Origin of the sequence: Plantibacter sp. 2H11-2 (assembly GCF_050031945.1) — a bacterium.
GTDB lineage: Bacteria > Actinomycetota > Actinomycetes > Actinomycetales > Microbacteriaceae > Plantibacter > Plantibacter auratus.
Window position 1 is genome coordinate 125,805 of the sequence record NZ_JBNBBL010000009.1, and the last position, 22,344, is coordinate 148,148.

The 22,344-nt window shown below is 70.7% G+C and carries 22 protein-coding genes; 12 read left to right on the top strand and 10 right to left on the bottom strand.

Annotated elements, in window-relative coordinates:
- Positions 1–9: 9 nt before the first annotated feature.
- A complete protein-coding gene (locus tag ACQG07_RS16605; protein ID WP_426738863.1) occupies positions 10–732 on the bottom strand; it encodes an SDR family NAD(P)-dependent oxidoreductase in 723 nt (240 codons plus the stop codon).
- Positions 732–1,664: a helix-turn-helix domain-containing protein gene (locus ACQG07_RS16610; protein WP_191942060.1), complete on the bottom strand. Its 933-nt coding sequence runs from the start codon at positions 1,662–1,664 to the stop codon at positions 732–734. The genes ACQG07_RS16605 and ACQG07_RS16610 overlap by 1 nt, the downstream gene beginning before the upstream one ends.
- 128 nt (positions 1,665–1,792) lie before the next feature.
- On the opposite strand from ACQG07_RS16610, the gene ACQG07_RS16615 reads away from it, so the two are divergent.
- The 5 genes from ACQG07_RS16615 to ACQG07_RS16635 all read left to right on the top strand — a co-directional run bounded on the left by ACQG07_RS16615 (position 1,793) and on the right by ACQG07_RS16635 (position 8,531).
- Complete coding sequence (locus tag ACQG07_RS16615; RefSeq protein WP_426738864.1) at positions 1,793–2,818, top strand: zinc-dependent alcohol dehydrogenase family protein; 1,026 nt, start codon at positions 1,793–1,795, stop codon at positions 2,816–2,818.
- Positions 2,815–4,041, top strand: a complete 1,227-nt coding sequence (locus ACQG07_RS16620) for an MFS transporter (RefSeq protein WP_426738865.1) — start codon at positions 2,815–2,817, stop codon at positions 4,039–4,041. The genes ACQG07_RS16615 and ACQG07_RS16620 overlap by 4 nt, the downstream gene beginning before the upstream one ends.
- A gap of 45 nt (positions 4,042–4,086) precedes the next feature.
- Complete coding sequence (locus ACQG07_RS16625; RefSeq protein ID WP_426738866.1) at positions 4,087–5,076, top strand: hypothetical protein; 990 nt, start codon at positions 4,087–4,089, stop codon at positions 5,074–5,076.
- A gap of 160 nt (positions 5,077–5,236) precedes the next feature.
- Positions 5,237–7,237 carry an ABC1 kinase family protein gene (locus ACQG07_RS16630; protein ID WP_159876257.1) on the top strand — a complete coding sequence of 667 codons (2,001 nt, stop codon included), beginning with the start codon at positions 5,237–5,239 and terminating at the stop codon, positions 7,235–7,237.
- A gap of 43 nt (positions 7,238–7,280) precedes the next feature.
- A complete protein-coding gene (locus ACQG07_RS16635; RefSeq protein WP_426738867.1) occupies positions 7,281–8,531 on the top strand; it encodes an APC family permease in 1,251 nt (416 codons plus the stop codon).
- 78 nt (positions 8,532–8,609) lie between these two features.
- Here the strand turns inward: ACQG07_RS16635 and ACQG07_RS16640 are convergent, their stop codons facing one another.
- From ACQG07_RS16640 to ACQG07_RS16650, 3 genes are all read right to left on the bottom strand, one after another.
- Positions 8,610–9,260, bottom strand: a complete 651-nt coding sequence (locus ACQG07_RS16640; RefSeq protein WP_274500104.1) for a GntR family transcriptional regulator — start codon at positions 9,258–9,260, stop codon at positions 8,610–8,612.
- A gap of 142 nt (positions 9,261–9,402) precedes the next feature.
- On the bottom strand, positions 9,403–10,005 hold the full coding sequence (locus tag ACQG07_RS16645) for a hypothetical protein (protein ID WP_426738868.1): 603 nt from the start codon (positions 10,003–10,005) through the stop codon (positions 9,403–9,405).
- Positions 10,006–10,139: 134 nt separating this feature from the next.
- On the bottom strand, positions 10,140–10,475 hold the full coding sequence (locus ACQG07_RS16650) for a nuclear transport factor 2 family protein (RefSeq protein ID WP_426738869.1): 336 nt from the start codon (positions 10,473–10,475) through the stop codon (positions 10,140–10,142).
- 503 nt (positions 10,476–10,978) lie between these two features.
- On the opposite strand from ACQG07_RS16650, the gene ACQG07_RS16655 reads away from it, so the two are divergent.
- Positions 10,979–12,496, top strand: a complete 1,518-nt coding sequence (locus ACQG07_RS16655; RefSeq protein WP_426738870.1) for a DUF222 domain-containing protein — start codon at positions 10,979–10,981, stop codon at positions 12,494–12,496.
- A gap of 706 nt (positions 12,497–13,202) precedes the next feature.
- Here ACQG07_RS16655 and ACQG07_RS16660 read toward each other — a convergent pair.
- A complete protein-coding gene (locus ACQG07_RS16660; RefSeq protein ID WP_426738871.1) occupies positions 13,203–14,270 on the bottom strand; it encodes a LacI family DNA-binding transcriptional regulator in 1,068 nt (355 codons plus the stop codon).
- A 242-nt stretch (positions 14,271–14,512) separates the two neighbouring features.
- Between ACQG07_RS16660 and ACQG07_RS16665 the strand changes: the two genes are divergently transcribed.
- Positions 14,513–14,932 (top strand): hypothetical protein, encoded by a 420-nt coding sequence (locus ACQG07_RS16665; RefSeq protein ID WP_426738872.1) that lies wholly within the window; start codon positions 14,513–14,515, stop codon positions 14,930–14,932.
- Between the two features lie 3 nt (positions 14,933–14,935).
- On the opposite strand, the gene ykgO is transcribed toward ACQG07_RS16665, so the two are convergent.
- Positions 14,936–15,058, bottom strand: coding sequence for a type B 50S ribosomal protein L36 (gene ykgO, locus ACQG07_RS16670; protein ID WP_079707423.1), 123 nt, complete (start codon positions 15,056–15,058; stop codon positions 14,936–14,938).
- A gap of 93 nt (positions 15,059–15,151) precedes the next feature.
- Between ykgO and ACQG07_RS16675 the strand changes: the two genes are divergently transcribed.
- Positions 15,152–16,237 (top strand): GTP-binding protein, encoded by a 1,086-nt coding sequence (locus ACQG07_RS16675; protein WP_426738873.1) that lies wholly within the window; start codon positions 15,152–15,154, stop codon positions 16,235–16,237.
- A 66-nt stretch (positions 16,238–16,303) separates the two neighbouring features.
- On the opposite strand, the gene ACQG07_RS16680 is transcribed toward ACQG07_RS16675, so the two are convergent.
- A complete protein-coding gene (locus ACQG07_RS16680; RefSeq protein WP_274500098.1) occupies positions 16,304–17,185 on the bottom strand; it encodes a LysR family transcriptional regulator in 882 nt (293 codons plus the stop codon).
- A gap of 117 nt (positions 17,186–17,302) precedes the next feature.
- Here ACQG07_RS16680 and ACQG07_RS16685 point away from each other — a divergent pair, with 117 nt between their 5' ends.
- Positions 17,303–18,211 carry an EamA family transporter gene (locus tag ACQG07_RS16685; RefSeq protein ID WP_274500097.1) on the top strand — a complete coding sequence of 303 codons (909 nt, stop codon included), beginning with the start codon at positions 17,303–17,305 and terminating at the stop codon, positions 18,209–18,211.
- An 8-nt stretch (positions 18,212–18,219) separates the two neighbouring features.
- Here ACQG07_RS16685 and ACQG07_RS16690 read toward each other — a convergent pair whose 3' ends face one another.
- Positions 18,220–18,885, bottom strand: a complete 666-nt coding sequence (locus ACQG07_RS16690; protein WP_426738874.1) for an SIMPL domain-containing protein — start codon at positions 18,883–18,885, stop codon at positions 18,220–18,222.
- Between the two features lie 41 nt (positions 18,886–18,926).
- On the opposite strand from ACQG07_RS16690, the gene ACQG07_RS16695 reads away from it, so the two are divergent.
- Both ACQG07_RS16695 and ACQG07_RS16700 read left to right on the top strand, forming a co-directional pair.
- A complete protein-coding gene (locus ACQG07_RS16695) occupies positions 18,927–19,499 on the top strand; it encodes a hypothetical protein (protein WP_079707427.1) in 573 nt (190 codons plus the stop codon).
- 63 nt (positions 19,500–19,562) lie between these two features.
- On the top strand, positions 19,563–20,723 hold the full coding sequence (locus tag ACQG07_RS16700; protein WP_426738875.1) for an NAD(P)-binding domain-containing protein: 1,161 nt from the start codon (positions 19,563–19,565) through the stop codon (positions 20,721–20,723).
- A 5-nt stretch (positions 20,724–20,728) separates the two neighbouring features.
- Here the strand turns inward: ACQG07_RS16700 and ACQG07_RS16705 are convergent, their stop codons facing one another.
- Complete coding sequence (locus ACQG07_RS16705) at positions 20,729–21,664, bottom strand: EamA family transporter (protein ID WP_426738876.1); 936 nt, start codon at positions 21,662–21,664, stop codon at positions 20,729–20,731.
- Positions 21,665–21,754: 90 nt separating this feature from the next.
- Between ACQG07_RS16705 and ACQG07_RS16710 the strand changes: the two genes are divergently transcribed.
- Positions 21,755–22,318 (top strand): CGNR zinc finger domain-containing protein, encoded by a 564-nt coding sequence (locus tag ACQG07_RS16710; protein WP_192006889.1) that lies wholly within the window; start codon positions 21,755–21,757, stop codon positions 22,316–22,318.
- The last annotated feature ends 26 nt before the right edge of the window (positions 22,319–22,344 follow it).

Genomic DNA, 22,344 nt, shown 5'->3' on the forward strand with positions numbered 1-22,344 from the left:
GTTCGGAGATCACGGCAGCAGCGAGACGCCCGTGTGCTCGGCGAGGGTGAGCAGCAGCTCGTCCTGGAACGCCTCGTCGCGGACCGCGCGGTGCGGCTCCTCGCGTCGCTGATGGTGCCAGTAGCCGGAGGTGTCGGCGCCGCGCGCTTCGGCGAGCGCCACCTGGGTCCGGTGCCCGAGTTCCAGGTCGTCGGGCGCGTTCGGGCCGCCCATCCGTGTCGGGACCCACCCCGGGTCGACCGCGTTGCTGAACCCCCCGGGACGCACTCGCGCGATGGCCGCCGCGAGGACGGTCACGAGGAGTTTGCTGTCGGAGTAGCTCGCCGTCCTCGTCGAACCCGACCAGTCGAGCCCGTCGAGCGTGGCGGTGCCACCGCGGTGCATGCTGCTGCTGAGGAACACGAGTCGCCGCACGGGGACGAGGGCGCTCAGCAGGTAGGGCGCGACCACGTTGACCGGTAGGACGGCCGCTCCGTCGAGGACGCCGGCGTTGTGGATGATCGCGTCCACGGGACCGGCTGCGGCGACCTGCTCCGCGAGCTCCTGGACGCCGTCGAGGGTGGCGAGGTCACCGGTGACGAGGTGCGCGGAGGGCTCGTCGAGCAGCCGGACACCGTCGGCGCGGGCGATGCTCCGTACGTGGACGAGCACCTCGTGCCCGTGCTCGACCAGCTCGGTCGCGGCGCCGAGCCCCAGGCCGACGGCGGCACCGGTCACGAGGATGCGCGCCATCAGCGACCCCCTGCCCGTCCGGCCTCGCTGGTGTCGGGCTCGTTCGTGACCGCCGCAGCGTCACGCTGCTCCGCCTCCCGCTGGGACGCCGCCCAGTTCGCGAGCAACTGCAGACGCTCGGCGGACGGTGAGCCGGGCTCCGCCGTGTAGACGAGCACGACGTGGCCTGGGTCGGCCGTGATCGCGAGCTCCTCGTAGGCGAAGGTCATCTCGCCGACGATCGGGTGGTTGAACCGCTTCGTTCCCGTGCCATGGGTGCGCACGTTGTGCGCTCCCCAGAGGGTGCGGAAGGCATCGCTCCGGGTCGACAGCTCACCGACGAGGTCGTGCAGTCCCTTGTCGTGCGGGTCCCGGCCGGCCTCGGCACGCATGACCGACACGCACATCTCGGCGAAGACGTCCCAGTCGGGGTAGAAGTCCCGGGAGGCCGGGTCGAGGAACTGGAACCGCGCGAGGTTCGGCGTGCGCCCGCCGTCACCGATGACCGGTGAGTAGAACGCGCGCCCGAGCTCGTTGGTCGCGAGCAGGTCCTGGTGGGTGTTGCGGACGAAGGCGATGCCGTCGGTGATCGCGTCGAGCATCCAGTGCAGGCTCGGCCGGGTCGCGGGGTTCTTGGCCGCCCGGCGACGCGGCCGACCGGAGAGCGGGACACCGTCGGCCGCGCGGGCGAGGTCGAACAGGTGGGTGCGTTCCGCCTCGTCGAGCTGGAGCGCCCGGGCGATGGCGTCGAGGACGGTCGACGACGCTCCGGCGATCGCACCACGCTCCAGCTTCGCGTAGTACTCGACACTGACCCCGGCGAGCGCCGCCACCTCGGAACGCCGCAGTCCGGCCACCCGTCGGTTGGGGCCCGCGGTCAAGCCGGCGAGTTCCGGGGTCAGCCGTGCCCGACGCGTCATGAGGAACTCGCGTACGTCTGCTCGATCGTCCATGCCTCCGACGATACGTCCTCGAGGCGAGCCGACAGGTGCCCTCTCGGTACACCTCTCAGGCGGGACTCCCTCCCGCGTCGCGCGGGGCGTTGACTGGTCGCCTGCACCACCCGACAGAAGGAGCACACATGCGCGCAGTCGTCATGCACTCGCCCGGCGACGTCCGGGTCGAGGACCGTCCGGACCCCACCATCGTCGACCCGACCGACGCCGTCATCCGGCTCACGGCGACCTGCATCTGCGGGTCCGACCTGTGGCCCTACCGCGGGGTCGAGCCCGTCGACCACACGAACATGGGGCACGAGTACGTCGGTGTCGTCGAGCAGGTCGGCGAGGACGTGCAGACGATCGCCGTCGGCGACTTCGTCGTCGGCTCCTTCGTGACCTCCGACAACACCTGTGAGATCTGTCAGGCGGGGTACCAGTCGAAGTGCGTGCACGCCGAGTTCGTGTCGGTCGCCGCGGGCACGCAGGCGCAACTCGCCCGCATCCCCCACGCCGACGGCACACTCGTGGCGACGCCGGGGCAGCCGGACGCGGAGCTCATCCCCTCGCTGCTCGCCGCGTCCGACGTGCTCGGGACGGGCTGGTTCGCCGCGGTCGCCGCCGAGGTGGGGCCGGGGAAGACGGTCGTGGTCGTCGGTGACGGGGCCGTCGGGCTCATGGGCGTCCTCGCGGCCCGGGAGCTCGGGGCGGAACGCATCATCGCGATGTCGCGTCACGCCGACCGGCAGGCGCTCGCCCGTGAGTTCGGTGCGACCGACATCGTCGAGGAGCGCGGTGCGGCGGGTGTCGCACGCATAAAGGAACTGACCGGCGGTCTCGGCGCCCACAGCGTCATCGAGGCGGTCGGCACCGAGGAGTCCATGCTGCAGGCGATCCGCTCCACTCGCGGTGGCGGCCACGTCGGCTTCGTCGGCGTCGCCCACGAGGGTGTCTCGCTGCCGCTCGACGAGCTCTTCTTCGCCGAGGTGCACCTCCACGGTGGGCCGGCGCCGGTGCGGCGGTTCCTCCCCGAGCTCATCCGGATGATCTGGGAGCGGAGGATCGACCCGGGGAAGGTCTTCGACCTCACGCTGCCGCTCGAGGACGCCGCCGAGGGGTACCGGGCCATGGACGAGCGCCGTGCGATCAAGGTGCTGCTGACGCTGTGAGCCCCGCAGCACCGATCACCTCGACGCCCGATGCGCCGGTCGGGGCGTCGACCCTCCCCGCAGCCGGGACGCCCACCCGGATGCCCTGGTTCGCACTGGCGGCCCTCGCCGCGATGGGGTTCGTCCTCGTGGCCGCGGAGACGATGCCGGCCGGGCTCCTCCCGGTCATCGCCCGGGATCTCGACACGAGCGAGGGCCTGATCGGTCAGTTCATCAGCGTATGGGCGCTCGGGACCGTGATCGTGACGGTCCCGGCGCTCGCCCTCACCCGTGGCATGCGTCGCAAGCCACTCCTCCTCGGCGCGATCGTCGGGCTGATCCTCGCGAACACCGCGACCGCGGTCTCGGGGGACGTCGTCGTCGCGCTGGTGTCGCGGTTCGTCGCCGGTGCGTTCTGCGGGGTGATCTGGGGCATGCTCGCCGCCTACGGGCGTCGCATCAGCCCGCCCGACCGTGGAGGCCTCGCACTGTCGATCGTGTCCGTCGGAGCACCCGCCGGGCTGGCACTCGGGACACCGCTCGGCGCCTGGCTGGGCGTTGCGTTCGACTGGCGCTGGGCGTTCGGAGGACTCACGGTGCTCGCGCTCGTCGTGCTCGTGTCCATCGCTGTGTTCGTACCCGACGCGGCAGGGCAGCCTCGCTCGGCACGGCTCCCGCTTCGGCGGGTGCTCGTCCTGCCCGGTGTCGCGGTCGTCCTGGCGGTGATCGTCGTCTGGATGCTGGCTCACAACACCGTCTACACCTACATCGCGCCGTTCCTTCGGGCTTCGGGCACGGGGCTCGGGGCCGATCTCGTGCTGCTCGTCTACGGTGTCGCATCCATCGCGGGCATCGGTCTCACGGCGGCGCTCATCGACCGGGCTCCGCGCGCGCTGCTCCACGTGAGCGTCGCGACGTTCGTCGTGGCGGGCGCGCTACTCCTGCTCGGCCACGCGTCGATCGTCGCCGTCCTCATCGCGACTGTCCTGTGGGGGCTGGCGTTCGGTGGCTCCTCCGCCCAGCTGCAGTCAGCGCTCACCCGATCGGGACGCGAGCACTCGGACGTCGCGAACTCCTTCCTGCCCGTCGCGTTCAACCTCGCGATCTTCGCCGGCGGTGTCCTCGGGGCTCTCCTCCTCGGCACCTTCGACGGCCTGATCCTCCCGGTGGTCATGATCGCCCTCGGACTCGCTGCGCTGCTGCTCACGATCGTGGGACGCCGGTCGGCCTTCGCCGCGGGGTGACGCGGAGGCCGAGCCGGTGGCGGCGGTCGCGTGAGACCATCGGGCATGGCTTCCATGGACGACGCACCGCGGATCGGGGACCTCGAGGTCGAGGACGATGCGGTCTCCGCCGCCGGCGTGCCCCTCCAGGAGCTGGCGATCGGACTCGGCTTCGGGGTCGACGAGACCACGACAGCCGACGTTCCGGCTGACGGATGGCGGGTGCTCCGCCGGCTGGAGGGTGGTTCGGCGTATCTCGGCTCGCCGGTCGACACGGACCACCGGCGCTGGCGTGTGGCGCAGGTGCATCCGGGCGAGCAGCCCCCGATGGTGCAGGTCCACCCGGACACGCTGGACCTGCGTCCGAGCCGAGCTGAGCGCCGACAGGCGTTGGAGCTGCGGTGGCCGTCGTTCGTCGCCGAGGTCGCGGATCCGAGCGAGCTCGTCATCGACGTCGTGAACGCCGGTGCGACGAGGTGGACGCCCGAGCAGGAGGGGTTCCATGCCGTCGGCGCGCTCACCGCACCCGGGGAGACCGAGTTCTCCTTCGGGTGGATGGGTTCCGCCACGGACCGCGCGGTCCCGCTCGACCCCGGGGAGTACGCCCGGGTCCCGGTCCAATTGCAGCTGCCGTCGGAGCCGACGTCGTTGCAGCCGGGGCCGTACGACCTCCATGTCGTGATCGTCGCCCTCGGGCTGCGACCCGCAGCTCCGCTCCGCGTCCACCTGACCGCCGACATGGTCGCGCGTCTCGTCGCCAGGCAGCACCGCCACCGTTCCGACCCCGCGAGCGAGCGACGCGCGTTCGATCGAGAGATCGAAGCGGAACGGCTGCGAATCGGTGCCCGACGGTCCTGGCCCGCCATCGCCGAGGTGGTCGGGAGCGCTGCGTCGGACGACGAAGCGTTGGAGCGCATCGCGGCAGTGCTCGGGACCACGACGGATCAGGCGGCATCGGTCTACGACGCATCACTCCGCGCGATGGTCAGGGCGGACGCCGACCGCCGTGACGAGCGACTGCAGGAACTCATCCGACAACGCGACGCCCTCGGGTGACGGCCCGCTCACCGAGAGTGCAGAAGATGTCCGTTCACGCCGCGTTTGAGAGCGTCTTGCGCACTCTCGCCGAGCGCATCAGCGCTCGCGCTCGCTCAGCCGGGCCGGATACGCTGGCGGGCGGGGCGAGACGACCGCTCGACCCACGAGGGGATGCCGGATGCTGACTGACGCACTCACCATCGTCCTGGCGGTCGTGTCGGCACTGCTCCTCGGATTCGCCGCGCGGCGGGTGCTCGACGCCCCGGTCGGATGGCCGCGCAGTATCCTCGTCGGGCTCGTCGTGTTCGTCACCGGCCCACCGTTCGTGAACTGGCTGCTGCAACAGACCGGCCTGGTCCAGCCTGGTGAGGCCGGAGATGCTCGAGCGGCCTTCGCAGCGATCGCCGTGGCGCTGCTCGCGATCGGTTGGATCTTCGCGCTCGGCCTCGGTGTCCTCGTCGCCATCGAGGTCATCATCCCGACACGGCCGCTGATGAACCCGATCGACGTCGTCCGCTCGGCGATCAAACGACGGCGACGGACGAGGCGATACCTGCAGATCCTCGCCATCGCGTCACGGCACGGCGCGGGCTGGCTCGTGCACGGCCGATCCCGCGTCCAGCTCGAACTCACCACGAGTGAGCAGCGCGCCAACGCGATCATCGCCACGATCAACGATTCCGGCGTCACCTTCGTGAAGCTCGGACAGGTGCTCTCGACGAGACGCGACCTGGTGCCCGAGCCGTACCTCAGCGCCCTCGCGTCGCTGCAGTCCGAAGCGACCACGCTGCCCTGGCACGAGGTCCAGGTCGTCATCGAGACGGAACTCGGTGCTCCCATCGACACCGTGTTCGCGTCGATCGACTCCGAACCGCTCGCGGCCGCGTCCGTCGCGCAGGTGCACACCGCCGAGCTGCTCGACGGTACCCCCGTGGTCGTGAAAGTCCAGCGACCGGCCGCTCGGGTGCAGGTCGAGGCCGACGCCGACATCGTCGTCCGCCTCGCCGAGCGCGCTGAGACGCACACCAAGTTCGGGCAGGACCTCCGCCTCGCGTCCGTCGCGCGCGCCTTCACCTCGACGCTGCTCGAAGAACTCGACTACCGGATCGAAGCCCGCAACGTGGAGATGATCCGCAGCACCTTGAAGCGTCGCGAGGAGCGCGACGAGGGCGTCCGGATCACGGTGCCGCGCGTCTATCCGGCGGCCTCCGGCGCCCGCCTGCTCACCATGGACCTCGTCGACGGGTTGCCGCTCAGTCGAGCGCGGGACCGGATCGCGACCATCCCCAAGGAGGAACGCGAGACCCTCGCGACCGGCCTCATGGAGGTCGTGCTCGAACAGATCCTCGTGCACGGGGTCTTCCACGCCGACCTCCACCCGGGCAACGTCATCCTCCGCGAGGACGGGTCGCTCGGGCTGATCGACTTCGGGGCCGTCGGCGTCATCGAGCGCAGCCAGCGGCAGCGGCTCACCGCGGTGATGCTCGCGACCGTCAGCGAGGACGACATCGCGGCGACCGACGCCCTCCTGCTCATCGTCGACCTGCCTGAGGACGCCGACCTCGACGCCCTCCGCCACGACGTGGGCATCGTCATCACGACCGAGCGCCACCGCCCCGGTGGCGACGGCTCGATCTTCAGCCGACTCCTCGACGTCATCCGGCAGCACCACATCGCGCTCCCCGGCGACCTCGCCGCCGCGTTCCGCAGTTTCGCGACCCTCGAAGGGTGCCTCAAAGCGCTCGACCCCGAGTTCGACATGTTCGAACAGGCCCTGCCGATGGTCCCGCGGCTCCTCCGCCGCTCGCAGTCCATCCGGCAGACGGCGGTCACCCTGCAGGCGCAGGCCGCCGTCACCGCCGCGTTGGCCCGCAACCTCCCGCGTCGACTCGACTCGCTGCTGTCCGGACTCGAGGACGGGACGGTCGGCGTGACGCTGAAGGGCTTCGCCGATGAACCGGCGAAGGGGCTCGTGGAGGGCGTGACCGCTGAGATCGTCGGAACCCTGATCTCGATCGCCGCCCTGGTGATCGCCGTGGTCCTCGTCGTCACCGGTGCCGGCCCGGTCCTCCCCGGCGGGCTACGGGTGTTCGATCTCATCGCGGCGTTCATCGGGTTCCTCGGCTTCCTGGGGCTGCTGCGCGTCCTGCGGCAGACCGTCGTCCGCAGGGGTCGGTGACCGGAGCACCCCACTGTTCACCTCACGGCGCTACCGTGATCGGGTGAGCGACCCCCGACTGCAGCGACGCCTGGGCACGAGCGCTGCGGTGTTCATCGGCCTGGGCTCGATGATGGGCGCCGGGGTCTTCGCGGTGTTCCAGCCGGCGGCGCAGGTCGCCGGCGCGGGACTCCTCATCGGGCTCGTGATCGCCGCGGTCGTCGCCTGCTGCAACGCGATGTCCTCCGCGCAACTCGCCGCGCAACTCCCCTCGGCTGGCGGCACCTACCTCTACGGCCGCGAACTCATCGGGCCGTGGTGGGGCTTCGCCGCCGGATGGAGCTTCGTGCTGGGCAAGACCGCGAGCGCCGCAGCCATGGCGGTCACCTTCGCGGCGTATGCGGCACCGGCCGAGTGGAGTCGTCCGGTCGCCGCGCTCGCGGTCGCCCTGGTGGTCGTGACCAACTGTCTCGGGGTCACCCGCACCGCGACCGCGACCCGGGTGATCGTGGTGGCCGTCCTCCTGGTGCTCGCCGTGGTCGTCGGTTCAGGCGTCGTCGGGCCGAGGGCCGGTTCGACGGGGGTCGCATCGCTCGGGTTCGACGCCAGCCCGCTCGCCGTGCTGCAGTCGGCGGGGCTGCTGTTCTTCGCCTTCGCCGGGTACGCGCGGATCGCGACCCTCGGCGAGGAGGTCCGCGACCCGGCCAAGACGATCCCGCGCGCGATCGGGATCGCGTTCGTCGTCGCCGTGGCCGTCTACGTGGCCGTCGCCGTCGTGTCGTTGCTCACGCTCGGCGCGGACGGCCTCGCGTCCAGCGTGCGACCGTTGGCCGCGGTGGTGGAGACGAACGGGTGGCCGTGGGCTGCGACGCTGGTGCGACTCGGTGCGGCGGCGGCTTGTCTCGGAGCACTGCTCGCGGTGTTCGCGGGCATCGGCCGGACCGCCTTCGCGATGGCGAGGACCGGCGACCTGCCGCGCGCCCTCGACGCGGTGCACCCGCGCTTCGCGACCCCCTACCGCGCGGAACTGCTCATCGGGGCGGTCGTCATCGTCCTCGTCCTGCTCGTCGACCTCCGGAGCGCGATCGGGTTCTCCTCGTTCGGCGTCCTGCTCTACTACGTGGTCGCCAACGTCGCGGCGTACCGCCAGACGCGCGAGCACCGACGGTACCCGCGGGCGGTGAGCGTGTTCGGCGCCATCGGTTGCGTCGTGCTGATGTTCACGCTGCCGCCGACGTCGGTCATCGTGGGCACGGTGGTCGTGCTCCTCGGGTTCGCCGGGCGGGCGATGCTGGCACCTCGACAGGCTCGGTGACCGGGGTCAGGCTCGGTGACCGAAATCGGTCCCTGCCCTTCGGCACGCTCGGGATCCGCGTGTCGAAGGGCCGACCGGTTACAGCTGCGCGGAGAGGCGGAAGATGTTCTCGACGGCCAGCTCGGCGGCGATCGCGTCGCCGGCTTCGACCGCCTCGCGGAGCGCCGGGTAGCCCTGCTCCTTGGCAGTCCAGTCGGTGTTCTCCTCGGTGCGCGTCGCAGAGGATCGATAGGTGAGGCCGTCGATGATGTCCTTCGTCGCCGCGACGAGCGTGGCGTTCGGGCAGGCGGCGATGAACGCGTCGAAGAGCTCCCAGCTGAGTCGCCCGTGCTCGGCGATGTCGCGCTGCTCGACGACCACGATCACCTGGTTGATCGAGCGGACGAGCGCCTTCTTCTGCGTCGCGCCGAGGCCGGGGACGGTGACGCGGACGACACCGCCGAGCATCGCGCCCAGCGTCTGCATGACCTCGGTGCGCTGCGCCGGGTCGGGCAGGGCGACGCGGGTGTACCGCTGCGCGGCCATCTCGATGAGGCCGACGCGGGCGAGGTCGTTGAGGGCCTCGCGGATCGGCGTGCGGGAGATCCCGAGCCAGGACTGCAGTTCGCCGTCGTTGAGGTGCTCGCCGGGCTCGAGGGTGCCGTCGAAGATGGCCGTGCGGATGCGCTCGACAGCGACCTCGCGGAGTGAACGACGCTCGACGGGCGGGTTGGCTGAGGGCACGGGCATGCGGGATCTCCTTCGTCGGCGAATGCTATGCCATCAGCGTACCGAATATCAGCGGATCCACCCGGGGTTGACGGGAGATTCGACGACACCTGACGGGCGGGGTCTCCGCGCGGACATCGCCGGGACGCCCTCCCGCAGGCGGCTAGTCCTGAGGGATCAGCGGGACGATGTCGCGGCTCGGCGGCACGACCTCGCCGCTCTTGCTGCCGCCGATGACCTTGCCCTCGGGGCGGTCGTAGACGAGGTCGAACTCGGTCTCATCGGTGCGCACCCACGCGCCGATCCAGCCGGTCGCCGTCTCACCGGCCGGTGTCGCCTGGAGGAGCGAGTAGCCGGCCGCGGCCATCGGCGCCTTCAGCGCCTCGGGCGTTCCGAGGCCGAGCGTCACGTAGTCGAGGTTGACGGCACGGGTGGTGACCGAGACCCGGTAGGGGAAGACGCTGCCGCCGTACTCGTCGCCGGCCTCGAGTCGGACCTGGACGAGCATCGGACGCAGGCCGTCGGTGGTGCCTGCAGGCGCCGGAAAGTCGTCGACCATCGCGAGGGCGGTCACCTTCGTGCCGTCGACGTCGTCGGTGAGCGTCTGCTCCTGGAGCGGCGTGCTCGGCGGCTGTGACACCGACGGCGCCGGCGAGGCGGACGATCGGCCTGCGTCCGACGAGGAGCCGGTGGAGCAACCGGTGAGGGCGATGGCAGCCATCGTGAGAGCCGCGGCCAGGGTCGTTCGACGAGAACTGATGCGCATGACTCAATCCTGTCAGACGCGCCCTGGTGCGTTCCGTCGCCGGAGGACGCTTCCGAACGACACGGTCGGGCTCCGTAGGCGTGCCGGGGCGGCCTTCTCGGAGAACCGGCGACGGGCGCTCGCGCTGCAGCCGCTCAGACAGCGCCACCGAAGTAGACCTCGACCTCCCGGACGGCGCCGTCGACGACACAAGTCGCCTCCAGGTTGCGGTACGTCTTCCCTTGCACGACGTACTCGTAGCGGTGGAGGACGATGCCGTCGGTCTCGACGATCTGGAGCGTCACGCCGGGGGTGTCGAAATGGTCGGCGCTCGGGAAGCAGCGTTCCAGCCAGGTCATTCGGTCGATGTGGTCGTCCTGCGGGCTCGTGAAGACGAAGTCCGCGTGCATGAGCGCCTCGGCAGCAGCGCGATCCTGCTCGCGGAACGCGCGCATGAATGCCAGAACCGTGTCGATCGCCGATGAACGCATGCGGTGATCCTAAGCGCGGGCCTGGCGCCGCGGTCGGGGAAGGTGTCCGCGTGGGGCCCTTCGCCAAGCCCAGGGACCGGCTGCCGACGTTTCAGTCCCTGCGCCGGTTGCGGGGCCGGCTTAAACCTCCCGCAACGCGCTTCGACAACCGCGGAGACTCGTTCCCTGAGCCTGTCGCAGGGCCCACGAGCAACCTCCCCCACCGCACCTCGACGGACTCCGCGACCGTGTCACCGCCGGTCCCTGAGCTTGTCGAAGGGCACCCCGAGGGACCTTCCCGGACCGCACCTCGACAGCCGCGGAGATCCGGTCCCTGAGCCTGTCGAAGGACCCCCGAGCAACCTCCCTCACCGCACCTCGACCGGCTCGGCGACCGCGTCACGGCCGGTCCCTGAGCTTGTCGAAGGGCGCCCCGAGTAGGCGCCAGGTGTCGGATAAATACGCAGATCAGAGGCTGATTCGGTGCGCGTTCGAATGTCAGTGGTCCGTGTTTGGATGGATCCATGACCAGCACCGCACCGAACCCGCTCGCCGCCGCCGCGGCCGGGTTCGATGCGGTCTGGCAGGGCGCGCTCGATGCGATCCGTCCCGGCTCCGGTGTCGCGGAGCAGCTCGAGAACATGAACGATGAGGCGGTCCTCCGTGTCCTCGACGAACTCGGTGCCGTGCAGCACGCGGTCGAGGTCCTCGCCGCCCGCGTCACCGGTGCAATCGCGTTGCGGCCGTCGCCTAGCCGCCGCGATGGCACGCTCGTGCGCGCCGCGGGTTACGCGAACCCGGGCGTCATGGTGTCCGAGCGGTGGCGGGTTGCGCGCGCCCGCGGCGCGGCGATCGCGGAGGTCGGTGCCGCGATCACCCAGCCGCGCGGGCTGCTCGGCGAGTTGGAGGAATGCCCGTTCCCAGCGATCACCGCCGCCCTCGAACCGGCACCCGGTTCCGACGCCACAACCGCCCAGGCCGACGGACCCAGCGGGTCATCCTCGCCGGCCACCACGGATGGTGACGCATCCGCTGCCCTCGGCAGCCCACGCTCACCCCTGAGCGTCGATGGTGCCGCGGTCATCGTCCGCGAGCTCCGCAACGCCGGCCGCATCTGCACCAAACCCGAACTGCAGGCGGCGTCGGTCATCGCCATCGAGCACGCCGCCCACGCACCCCTGCAAGACGTCACCCGCATCGCGAAACTCGTCCGCACCCGCCTCGACCAAGACGGCCGCGAACCCCGCGACGAACTCCTCCGCCGAGCAGAACGCTGCACCATCCACGAACTCCCCACCGGCATGACCCTCCTCCGCGCCGAACTCGCCCCCGAAAGCGCCGCCTTCATCCGCGCCGGCCTCGACGCCCTCATCGGCGCCACCACCCGCAAACCCCACTTCATCCACCCCGACACGGCCGACCCCGCCCACCAACCCGACGGATCCGGTCACCCCATGCCCGACGGGCCGTCGCTCATCCCCACCGACCGGCGACGCGCCATCGCCCTCACCGAGACCTTCCGACACCTGGCCGGCTGCAGCAGCGCCGCCACCGAACTCACCCCCGTCACCGTCATCATCCGCACCGACCACGACACCCTCGAAACCGGCCTCGGTGCTGCCACCATCGACGGCATCGACGAACCCATCGGAGCTGGCGCCCTCCGCCGCCTCGCCGCCGACGCCAACCTCATCCCCATGATCCTCAACGGACCATCCCAAGTCCTCGACCTCGGCACCAGCACCCGCCTGTTCACCCGCGGACAAAAACTCGCCCTCGCCGAACGCGACGGCGGCTGCGCCTGGACCGGCTGCACCCACCCACCATCCTTCACCGAAGCCCACCACATCCGATGGTGGTCACAAGGCGGACCCACCAACCTCGACAACGGCATACTCCTCTGCCCCTTCCACCACCACCGCATCCACGACGACCACTGGACCATCACCATCCAAAACGGTGTCCCCTGGTTCATCCCACCCAGCCACATCGACCGCCACCAAACCCCCCTCCGAGGCGGACGCATCCACCTCGCCGCCTGAACCAAGGGCATCCGCGCGCCTCCGCACACGCCTGCCCTTCGACAAGCTCAAGGACCGACACGGGAACCACCCTGCCTCGTACACGCTCAGCGACCGACGCCGTCCTCGACAACCCGGCCACCCCGGTCCCTGAGCCTGTCGAAGGGCCCACGACGAACCGTCATACCTGCCCTTCGACAAGCTCAGGGACCGCGACGGGAACCACGCTGCCCCGACAAGCTCAGCGACCGGACCACCCAACCCCCGAGCCACTCGAAGGGCCGATGACGAACCGGCCCACCCACCCTTCGACAAGCTCAGGGACCGAGACGGGAACCACCACCCGTCGACAAGCTCGGTGAACGACGCCGTATTCGACAACCCGGCCATCCCGGTCCCTGAGCCTGTCGAAGGGCCTACGAACAACCGTCATACCTGCCCTTCGACAAGCTCAGGGACCGAGACAGGACGCCATCGCGCATAGCCAACCTCTGCGACCGACGCTGTATTCAACAACCCCGCCATCCCGGTCCCTGAGCCTGTCGAAGGGCACACGAGCGACCACCCGCCCTTCGACAAGCTCAGGGACCGGGGACACGGACTCGGGGACCGGGGACACTGACTCAGGAACCCTGGACACCTGCTCAGGGGGCCAAGAACTCCGGCTCAGGCTCCGGGCTGCCGCCACGGGGCGGGGCGTCAGCTCGAGGAACGGGGAGACCTCAGCTCAGGCGCTCGGAGGCGCCGTCGACTCCCGCACGATGAGCTGCGGCACCGAACGCACCACGCCGACGGAGTCCGCATCGCTCAGCACCTCGAGCAGCGTCGACATGATCGTCCGCCCGAGCGCCGGGAAGTCCTGCCGCATCGTCGTCAGCGGCGGCGCGAAGTGCTCAGCCTCCGGGATGTCATCGAACCCGACGACGCTCACATCACCCGGCACCCGCAGGCCCCGCTCCGACAACGCGTGGATCACCCCGAGCGCCATCTGGTCGTTCGCCGCGAACACGGCCGTGAACAGCCCACCGACCCGTTCACCGGCCCGCCCGTCGTCATCGTCTCCGACTCCGAGGCCCGCCACGAGCTCCCGCCCGAGCCGGAACCCGCTCGCCGGCGTCCAGTCGCCCACCAACGGCTCCCGGGCGACGAGCCCGTGCTCGGACAGCGCGTCACGCCACCCCCGCACCCGCTCCAACGCGTCCACCGAATCCGCCGGCCCCGCGAGATGCGCGATACGGCGATGCCCCAACCCGACGAGGTGGTCGACGAGGATCCGCGCCCCCTGGTACTGGTCGATGGAGACACGGTGGAACCCGTCCCGACGACTCGACTCGACCGCGACGAGCGGCACCCCGAGCTCGATCCCGCGCACCGCGTCGAGCGCCCCACGATGCGCCGCGATGAGCACGATCGCCTCGACGTTCTGCCGCAGCAGCAACTCGACGGCCTGCCGCAGCGACGCCGGATCCGACTCCAGCATGCTCGCCATGCTCACGGCATACCGGGCATCCCGTGCAGCCTCGTTGAAGCCGAGCGCCGTGCTCGACGGCCCGTAGTCCGGCCCACCGGTCGTGATCAGACCGATCGTGCGTGAACGGCGGGTGACGAGTGACCGTGCGGCCTGCGAGGGCGTGTACCGCAGTTGGGCGATCGCCTGCTCGACCCGTTGCCGCGTCGCGGGGCGCACGTTCGGCAGATCGTTGAGCACCCGCGAGACGGTCTGATGTGAGACTCCGGCCAGACGCGCCACATCGAAGATCGTCGCGACCCGCGTCTTCTCGTCGTCGTTACCCACCAGCCCCACCGGCTCCCACCTGGCGACGTCCGCACGTCTCGCTGAGAGCAGCGTATCCGTCGATGCGCGGCGTATTCGCGCTCTCAGCGCACCTCCAGCGGTTCGTCAGGTCCGCCGCGATGGGCACCGGTCCCCATCGCGGGTGGACAGCCGACCTCGGTACCGTGATGGACGAGCCGACGGTCGCGCGGGTGCCGCGTGATCAGCTGCGCGTCGCGACCGACACCCGAAGAGGAGCACACATGATCATCTGGACCCGTTGGGGCATCGTCGTCTTCCTGATCTTCGGGCTCTCCGTCGGCGCCGGCTTCCTCATCAAGTCGATCGTCTCGCCCGACGGCGGATCGGCGCAGTCCGGGGTGTTCGTCGGCATCGGATTCCTGCTCGGCGCCGTCGCGTGCTGGGCCTTCGGGAAGTTCGCGCTGGCGAAGCTTGATGCACCGCGGCCGGTCGTCGTGTGGCAGCAGCTCGCGCAGCCGTACGTCAACGAGCACGGCATCACCGTGAAGCAGGAGGCCGTCCCCGTGCGCCACCCGCAGACCGGCGAGCAGCTCTACAGTCGCCCGAGCTCCACACTCTTCTTCATCCCCGTCCGCTTCTGGGCGTACGTGATCGCCGCACTGGGTGTCGTCACGATTGTCGTGAACGTGGTGCGCGGCTGACGCTCAGCCCTGGCGACCCTTCCACCGCGGGTTCTGCTTGTTGATGACGAACACCCGGCCACGGCGGCGGACGATCTGCGACCCCGGCTTGTCCTTGAGCGACTTGAGTGATGCGCGGACCTTCATGGCGACCTCCTGGTGATCACGATGCGTGCTACCTTGTTGAGAACGATTCTCAACAGAACGCACTGTAGCACCCATCGACCAGGAGAACCCGCCGTGACCACGCCTCGCATCCCGCTGACCGTGACGCTCGTCCTCGGCACCTGTCCGCCGGAGCGTCGCACCGTGGCCCGACAGATCGCCGGAAGGTCCGCGGCGCTCGTCACGATCGAGCGGCAAGACGACGCCGAGAGTGCCCACCCTGACATCGACGACGCGATCGACGCCGTCGCGCGACACCCGCTCGCTCCCCGGCACCTCGTCCTCGATTGCGGGAGCACGGTCCGCCCGGTCGACGCGGTCTCCGCCGTCCTCGGGCACCGCGACACGGCCGTCCTGGACGCCGTCGTGACCGTCGTCGACGCAGCCCATCTCCTGCACGACATCCAGGACGACGAGTACGTCACCCACGACGAGGACGGCGATACGGCGTACACCGCGCGGTCGATGATCACCGTGGAGCAGCTCGAGTACGCGGACACCATCGCCGTCGCCGGCCGACGTGGCGTCACTCACGAGCGGCTCGCGGTGCTCCTCGCGCTCCTCAGCCACCTGAACCCGACGGCGCTGACGCGGATGGTCGAACCGGTCGCAGCCCGACCGCGCGTCACGCCCGGCACTCCGGCGACCGCGAGCAACCGTGAGCCGCTCGCGCGCTACCGCGACTCCCCGTTCGAACTGGACCGCTTCAGCACGTCCCCCGGGTGGATCGCGATGCTGAACGGCGAGCACCGGCCGTGGGTGGATCACGAGCGCGTGACCACCCTGCGGTTCGACAGCCCCCGACCGATGCACCCGGAACGACTCCTCGCGTGCTTCGACGGACCGATCGAGGCGGGGCGGTTCGGCCAGGTCATCCGTACGGCGGGGTTCCTCGTCCTCGCGACGCGCGCCTCCCGCGTCGGCGTCCTGCAGCACATCGGCTCGATGATCGATCTTGAACCCACCTCGTTCGAGACGAACGACCCCGGCGCACCGCTCGGCCAGGAGCTCGTCGTCACCGGCATCGACCTCGACGAGATCGCCATCACCGCCGCCCTGCACGCCTGCACCCTGACGGACGAGGAACTCCTTGCCGGGCCGGCGGCGTGGGCGCACTACCCGGACGCCTTCACGCCATGGAGCACCACCCACGAACACTGAGCGGCCGGCCCGTCAACTGCCCAAAACGGTTCGGATCCCGGTCGATGTCGTGCAGGTTTGGGCGGCTCAGTGGATCCGCGCGCTCACCCACTCCTCGCGGACGAACCGCACGAACTGCTCGACGGCCGGCGACACCGCCCGGGCACGGCTGGTGGCGACACCGATCACCCGGACCGCCTCGTCGTCGAGCGGGACGAGCACGACGCCCTCCATACTCGTGGAATCGGGGAGGACCGCGATCCCGACCCCGGCGCGTACGAGACCACGGAGCGTCGACAGCTCGGACACCTCCATCGTCACGCGGGGCACGACGCCATGCCTCGCGAAGTACGCGTCCGCGATCTGCCGGAGCCCCGAGTCCGTCGTCATCGCGAGGAACTCCGTCTGCTCGAGGTCGGACGCCGCCAACGACGTCCGATCGGCGAACACATGCCCGACCGGCACGCCGAGCGCGAGCCGCTCGGAGGTGAGCGGACGCCACTCGATGTCCGGATCCCGCGGTTCCGGGCTGAGGAAGGCGACGTCGGCCGAGCCGGAGCGGAGCGCGTCCAGCACGCTGTCGGCCTTCCCGCCGTCGAGGACGAACCGGATGTCCGGCAGCAGCTGGCGGTACTCGCTCACGATGCGCGGAATGAGCCAGCCACCGAGGGACGAGACGTAAGCGATGGACACGAGTCCGGCCGAGGGGTCGCGGAGCTCGTCGATCCGCGACTGCGCGTTGTCGAGCTCGGTCTGCGCCCGGAGCGCGTGCACGAGGAGGATCTCGCCGTAGCGGTTGAGTTCGAGCCGGCTGCGGTGGCGATCGAACAACTCGACCCCGGCGTCCGCCTCGAGCCGACCGATCGCCCGCGTGAGCGTCGACTGGGAGATACCGAGCGCCTCAGCGGCGTACGGGACGTGACCGTCTTCGGCGAGCGCCCGAAGGTACGCGAGTTCGTCGATCCTCATGCCCTCATGATGCCGCACCGGCGAGCCCGGCTGGGGCGGCACCTCGACAAGCTCGGTGACCGGGGCGCGCTCGGTGACCGGATGGGGCTCGGCGACCGGGCGCGCTAGCGTGGTGCAGTGATCCGCAGACCGCGACCGAGCCAGGCGGCGACCGGCGCCCTCCTCGTCCTGGCCGGACTCGTCTGCCAGGAGCTCGGCGCGTCGATCGCGGTCGCGCTGTTCCCGCAGGTCGGTCCGATCGGCATGGTGACGCTGCGGCTCGTGTTCGCCGCGCTCATCCTGCTGGCCGTCGCCCGCCCGGCCCTCCGCGGACACCCGAGGAGCGCCTGGGGATCGGCGGTCGGCTTTGGGCTCGTCCTCGCCGCGATGAACGTCTGCTTCTACCTGGCACTGGACCGCATCCCGCTCGGCCCGGCGGTGACCCTCGAGATCCTCGGCCCGCTGGCGCTCAGCGTCATCGCGGGTCGTCGATGGACGAGCGCGCTCTGGGCGGGCGTCGCCCTCGTCGGCGTCCTCCTCCTCGGCGGGGTGCTCCTCCACAGCGGACCGACGGCCGCACTCGACCCGCTCGGCGTCATCCTCGCGCTCGCCGCCGGCGCCCTCTGGATCGGCTACATCCTGCTGTCGGCGCGGACGGGGACGGAGTTCCCCGGTTTGAACGGTCTGGCGATCGCCGCCGCCATCGGCGCCCTCGTGACCATCCCCCTCGCCGCAACGACCGCCGGCACCGCCCTGTTCGATCCCGTCATCCTCCTGCTCGGGCTGGGTGTCGCCGCGCTCTCGTCGGCCGTGCCGTACGCGCTGGAGTTCGTCGCCCTCAGACGCCTCAGCGCCGCGACGTTCTCGATCCTGCTCGCATCCGCGCCAGCCATCGCCGCGATCGCCGGACTCCTCGTGCTCGGGCAGGAGCTCACGACACCGCAGTGGCTCGGCATCGCCTGCGTGGTCGGTGCCGGAATCGGTGCCGTGCTCTCAGCTCGGCGCGGTCGCGCACCCGAGGTGCAGCCGAGCATCGCGCCGAGCTGATCGTCAGGTCAGGAGGCGGCGAAGCGGGCGTGCACCCGGGAGGAGACGGTGATGTCCTCCGGCTTCAGGTCGAGGGCGGTGTCTCCGGCGGGTGCGGCGGCTCCGCGCATCATGGGCGCCGCGGTCTGGGTCCCCGAGGTGCGGGTCTCGTCACCCAGCATGCCGGGATCAGCCAGCGCGACCGGTCGCACCGTGCCCAACCCGAGGCTCCGCGCGTAGGCGGTCGCGCGGTCCACGGCGTCGCGGACAGCGTTGTGCTGGGCCTCGGCCGTGATGCGGTGCTTCGTCACCTCGGTGAGCGCCCACGTGACACCCGTCACCGTGACGCCGTCCTGGACCGCGATCTCCTCGGCCCAGCGGGCCAGCGCCTGGAGGTCGGCGAACTTCACCTCGAGCGCGACCGACGCATGGTGCACGAGCGGCAGCTGCTTCCCGTCCTTGTTCCACGGTCGCTCACTCCACACCCGCAGCCGGTCGGCCGACCACCAGGTCACGGCCGACTGCGCGCGGAACTGCTCCGCCGTCTGGCTGAGCGCCCGGTGCAGCGCGGTGGTCCGGGAGACGACGGGCTCACGTTCCGGCCCCTGGAACCCCGCCGAGATGAGGACGGTCCCACGCTCAGCCGGGTGGTGGTAGTCGAAGCGGCCCTCGACGGTGATGATCGTTTCGCTCATACCCGGCACTCTATCCCGCGACGGCGGCTACGCTCTGGACCATGACGGACGGCGGAACCTGGGCGGATCGACGACGTGGACGGCAGCGGGACGCACACGGTCCGGCGGGACGCGGGCTGCCGCCCGGCGACGTCGAGACGGTCGCGAAGTACCTCAAGGAGCGCGTCTACGCGACCTTCACCGGCCTCGCGATCGTCCTCGTGCTGGCGGCGAACGTGGAGCACCACGACGCGCCGGATGCGCTCTTCTCGCTCGTCATCGGCGTGGTCGGCATCACCCTCGCCGGCCTGGTCGCCGAGATGATCGCGCACCTCGCCGCCCACGGTGCGTTCCCCGACGAGCGCGGGTGGCACTCCATGCTCCGGATCGCGTGGGGCTCACTGCTCACCGTCGCGACCCCCACCATCCTGCTCGTGCTCGCCGTGTTCGACGTCATGGAACTCGAGACGTCCCTCCGCGTGTCCGCGATCGTCTACCTCGTCACGCTCGGGCTCAGCGGGTGGGTCGCCGTCCGGCGCGCCCGGCTGTCCGTCTGGCAGCAGCTCATCGCGCTCGCGGCCCTCGTGCTCCTGGGTGTCCTCGTCATCGGCGTGCAGGTCCTGGCTCACGGCTGAATCGCGGACCCGAGCTCGGACCCCGTCGGAAATGCCGGAGCGGTCGACGGCGTTGAGGAGCACGTGAGCACTCCGGAGACCGTCGATGTCGTCGTGATCGGCGCGGGTCAAGCCGGACTGTCGGCCGCCTACCACCTGCATCGCCGCGGATTCGTCCCGCTGGGCACCACCGAGGCCGCGACCGCAGCACGCACCTTCGTCGTCCTCGACGCGAACGACGCCCCGGGCGGCGCCTGGCAGCACCGATGGCGGTCGCTCACCATGTCGACCGTCAACGGGATCTACGACCTGCCCGGCATGCCGAAGCCCGAGCTCGATCCCGCCTCGCCGAGTGTCGACGTCATCCCGCCGTACTTCGCGGCGTTCGAGGAGCGTTTCGCCCTCGCAGTCCGCCGCCCGGTGCAGGTCCGCGCCGTCCGCCGCGAGGACGACGACCCGCACGGTCGACTCCTCGTCGAGACCGCGGCGAGCTCCGACTCCTCAGGCACTGACTCCCCTGGCGCCGACTCCCCCGCCGTGTTCCGGGCGCGGGCGATCGTCAATGCGACGGGCACCTGGACGAAACCGTTCTGGCCCGCGTACCCGGGGCGGGAACGGTTCGCCGGACGCCAGCTGCACGTGGCCGACTACGTCTCCGCTGACGAGTTCCGCGGCCAACGCGTCGTCGTCGTCGGGGCCGGCATCTCGGCCATCCAGCTGCTCGAGGAGATCTCGCGGGTGGCGGAGACGGTGTGGATGACACGACGCGAGCCGGAGTGGGTGGAGGACGACTTCGACACCGCCGCCCGGGTGGAGGCGATCAAGGGTGTCGAGGAACGCGTGCGCCAAGGCCTCCCACCGGGCAGCGTGATCTCCGTGACGGGGATGCACTGGACGCCGTGGGCGCGAGCGGCCGAGGCGCGCGGCGTCCTGGTGCGTGAGCCGATGTTCCGCCGCATCGAGGAGCACGGGGTCGTCCTCGCCGACGACTCGTTCCTCCCGGTCGACGCCATCCTCTGGGCCACCGGGTTCCGAGCAGCGCTCGACCACCTCGCACCGCTCGGCATCCGACTGCCCGGGGGCGGTATCCGGATCGACGGCACCAGGGCGGCCGACGAGCCGCGGGTGCACCTCATCGGGTACGGCCCCTCAGCGTCGACGGTCGGCGCGAACCGGGCCGGGCGGGCGGCGGTCATGGCGATCCTCGCCGACCTCGACGCCGCCGTCCCTGTCTCACACCGCTGACCCCGTCACTGCACCGCGACGGGGATCGGCACGGCGGGAGCCCGCTCGGAGCGCACGAAGCCGATCCCGAGCAGGATGCAGACTCCACCGAGGAGCTGCGCGAGCGACAGCTGCTCCCCCAGGAGGATCCAGGCGAACCCGGTCGCCGCGACCACCTCGAGGAGGCCCGCGAAGGAGGCCAGTCGGGAGCCGAGCATCTGACTCGCGGTGATGCTCGCCGCATAGGCGACGGCCGTCGACACCACCCCGACGAACAGGAGCGGCACCCACCACACGACGTCGATGCCGAGCACCGTGACGTCGGCGTCGGAGGTCGTGAACGGCACGCCGACGAGCCCCGCGAGCCACAGACTGAGCGCCCCGATGAGCAGACCGATGGCGGCGAACGCCACCGGAGGCAACCCCTTCGCCGGCCGCGCCGAGATGACGTAGTACGCGGCGCAGCCCACCATCGCGAGGATGGCGAACAGCAGGCCGACCGGATCGAGCGTCGAGCCACCGCTCGGAGCGACGACGAGCACGAGCCCGACGAGCGACACGACGGAGCCGACGAGCACGACCGTCGCAGGACGACGTCGGGTCAGCACCCATGCGACGGCGACGAGCAGCAGCGGTGCCATGTACTCGACGAGGATCGCGGTCCCGACGGCGATGGTCTGCAGCGCCGCGAAGTAGACGAGCTGCGTCGCCGCCACCCCGATGAGGCCCATGCCGAGCAGTCGCCAGCGTCCACGCCAGACCGCGTCCCAGCGACCGCGGAGCGCGATGAGGGCGAACGGGGCAAGTACCAGGCCACCGATCAGGGCACGGACGGTGACCGCGGCAGCGGGACTCCACCCCGATGCGAGCACCGGTTTGATGAACGCTCCGGAGGTGCCGAACGCGACCGCGGCGAGTACCGCGACGAGCAGACCGACCGTGGTCGAGGACGTGTGCTTCATGGGTGTCTCCAGCTGCCGCGAGTGGGGCCGGCAGAAGAGGTGGACGCCCGGCTGAGATGAAGCTACTCTCGGAGAGAGTAAGGAGTCAACTTGCATTTTGCCCCTGACACCGAGGATGCGCTGCTCTTCGCCGCGCTGCTCGTGAACACCCGCGCATCGGCCTCCCGGAGCGGACTCGACGAGCTCGCGACACCGCCGCAACTCGTCGAGCTCCTGCGGGTCAGTCGGTACTCGGGTCGGGTCGACGGCGATGAGCCCGAGCGGGCCGCGGTGGCCAGGCTCCGGGAACGGATCCACGCACTCTGGGCCTCCGACGCGGACGCCCCGGACACCCGCGACCGCGCCGTCACCGAGATCAACGCGATGCTCCGGGAGTCCGCCGCGCTCCCCCAGCTGCGCCGCCACGACGGCTTCGACTGGCACCTCCACGCCACCGAGTTCGACGCACCGCTCGTCGACCGCGTCCAGACCGAGATCGCCATGGCACTCGTCGACGTCGTCCGGTCCGACGCCTGGGACCGCCTGCGGCTCTGCGCCGCCGAGGATTGCGACGGCCTGCTCGTCGACCTGTCCCGCAACGGTTCGAAACGCTACTGCTCCGTCCGCTGCAGCAACCGCGTCAACACGATCGCGTTCCGCGCGCGGGCGCAGTAGCGGTCGTCAGCAGGCCCGGACGACGC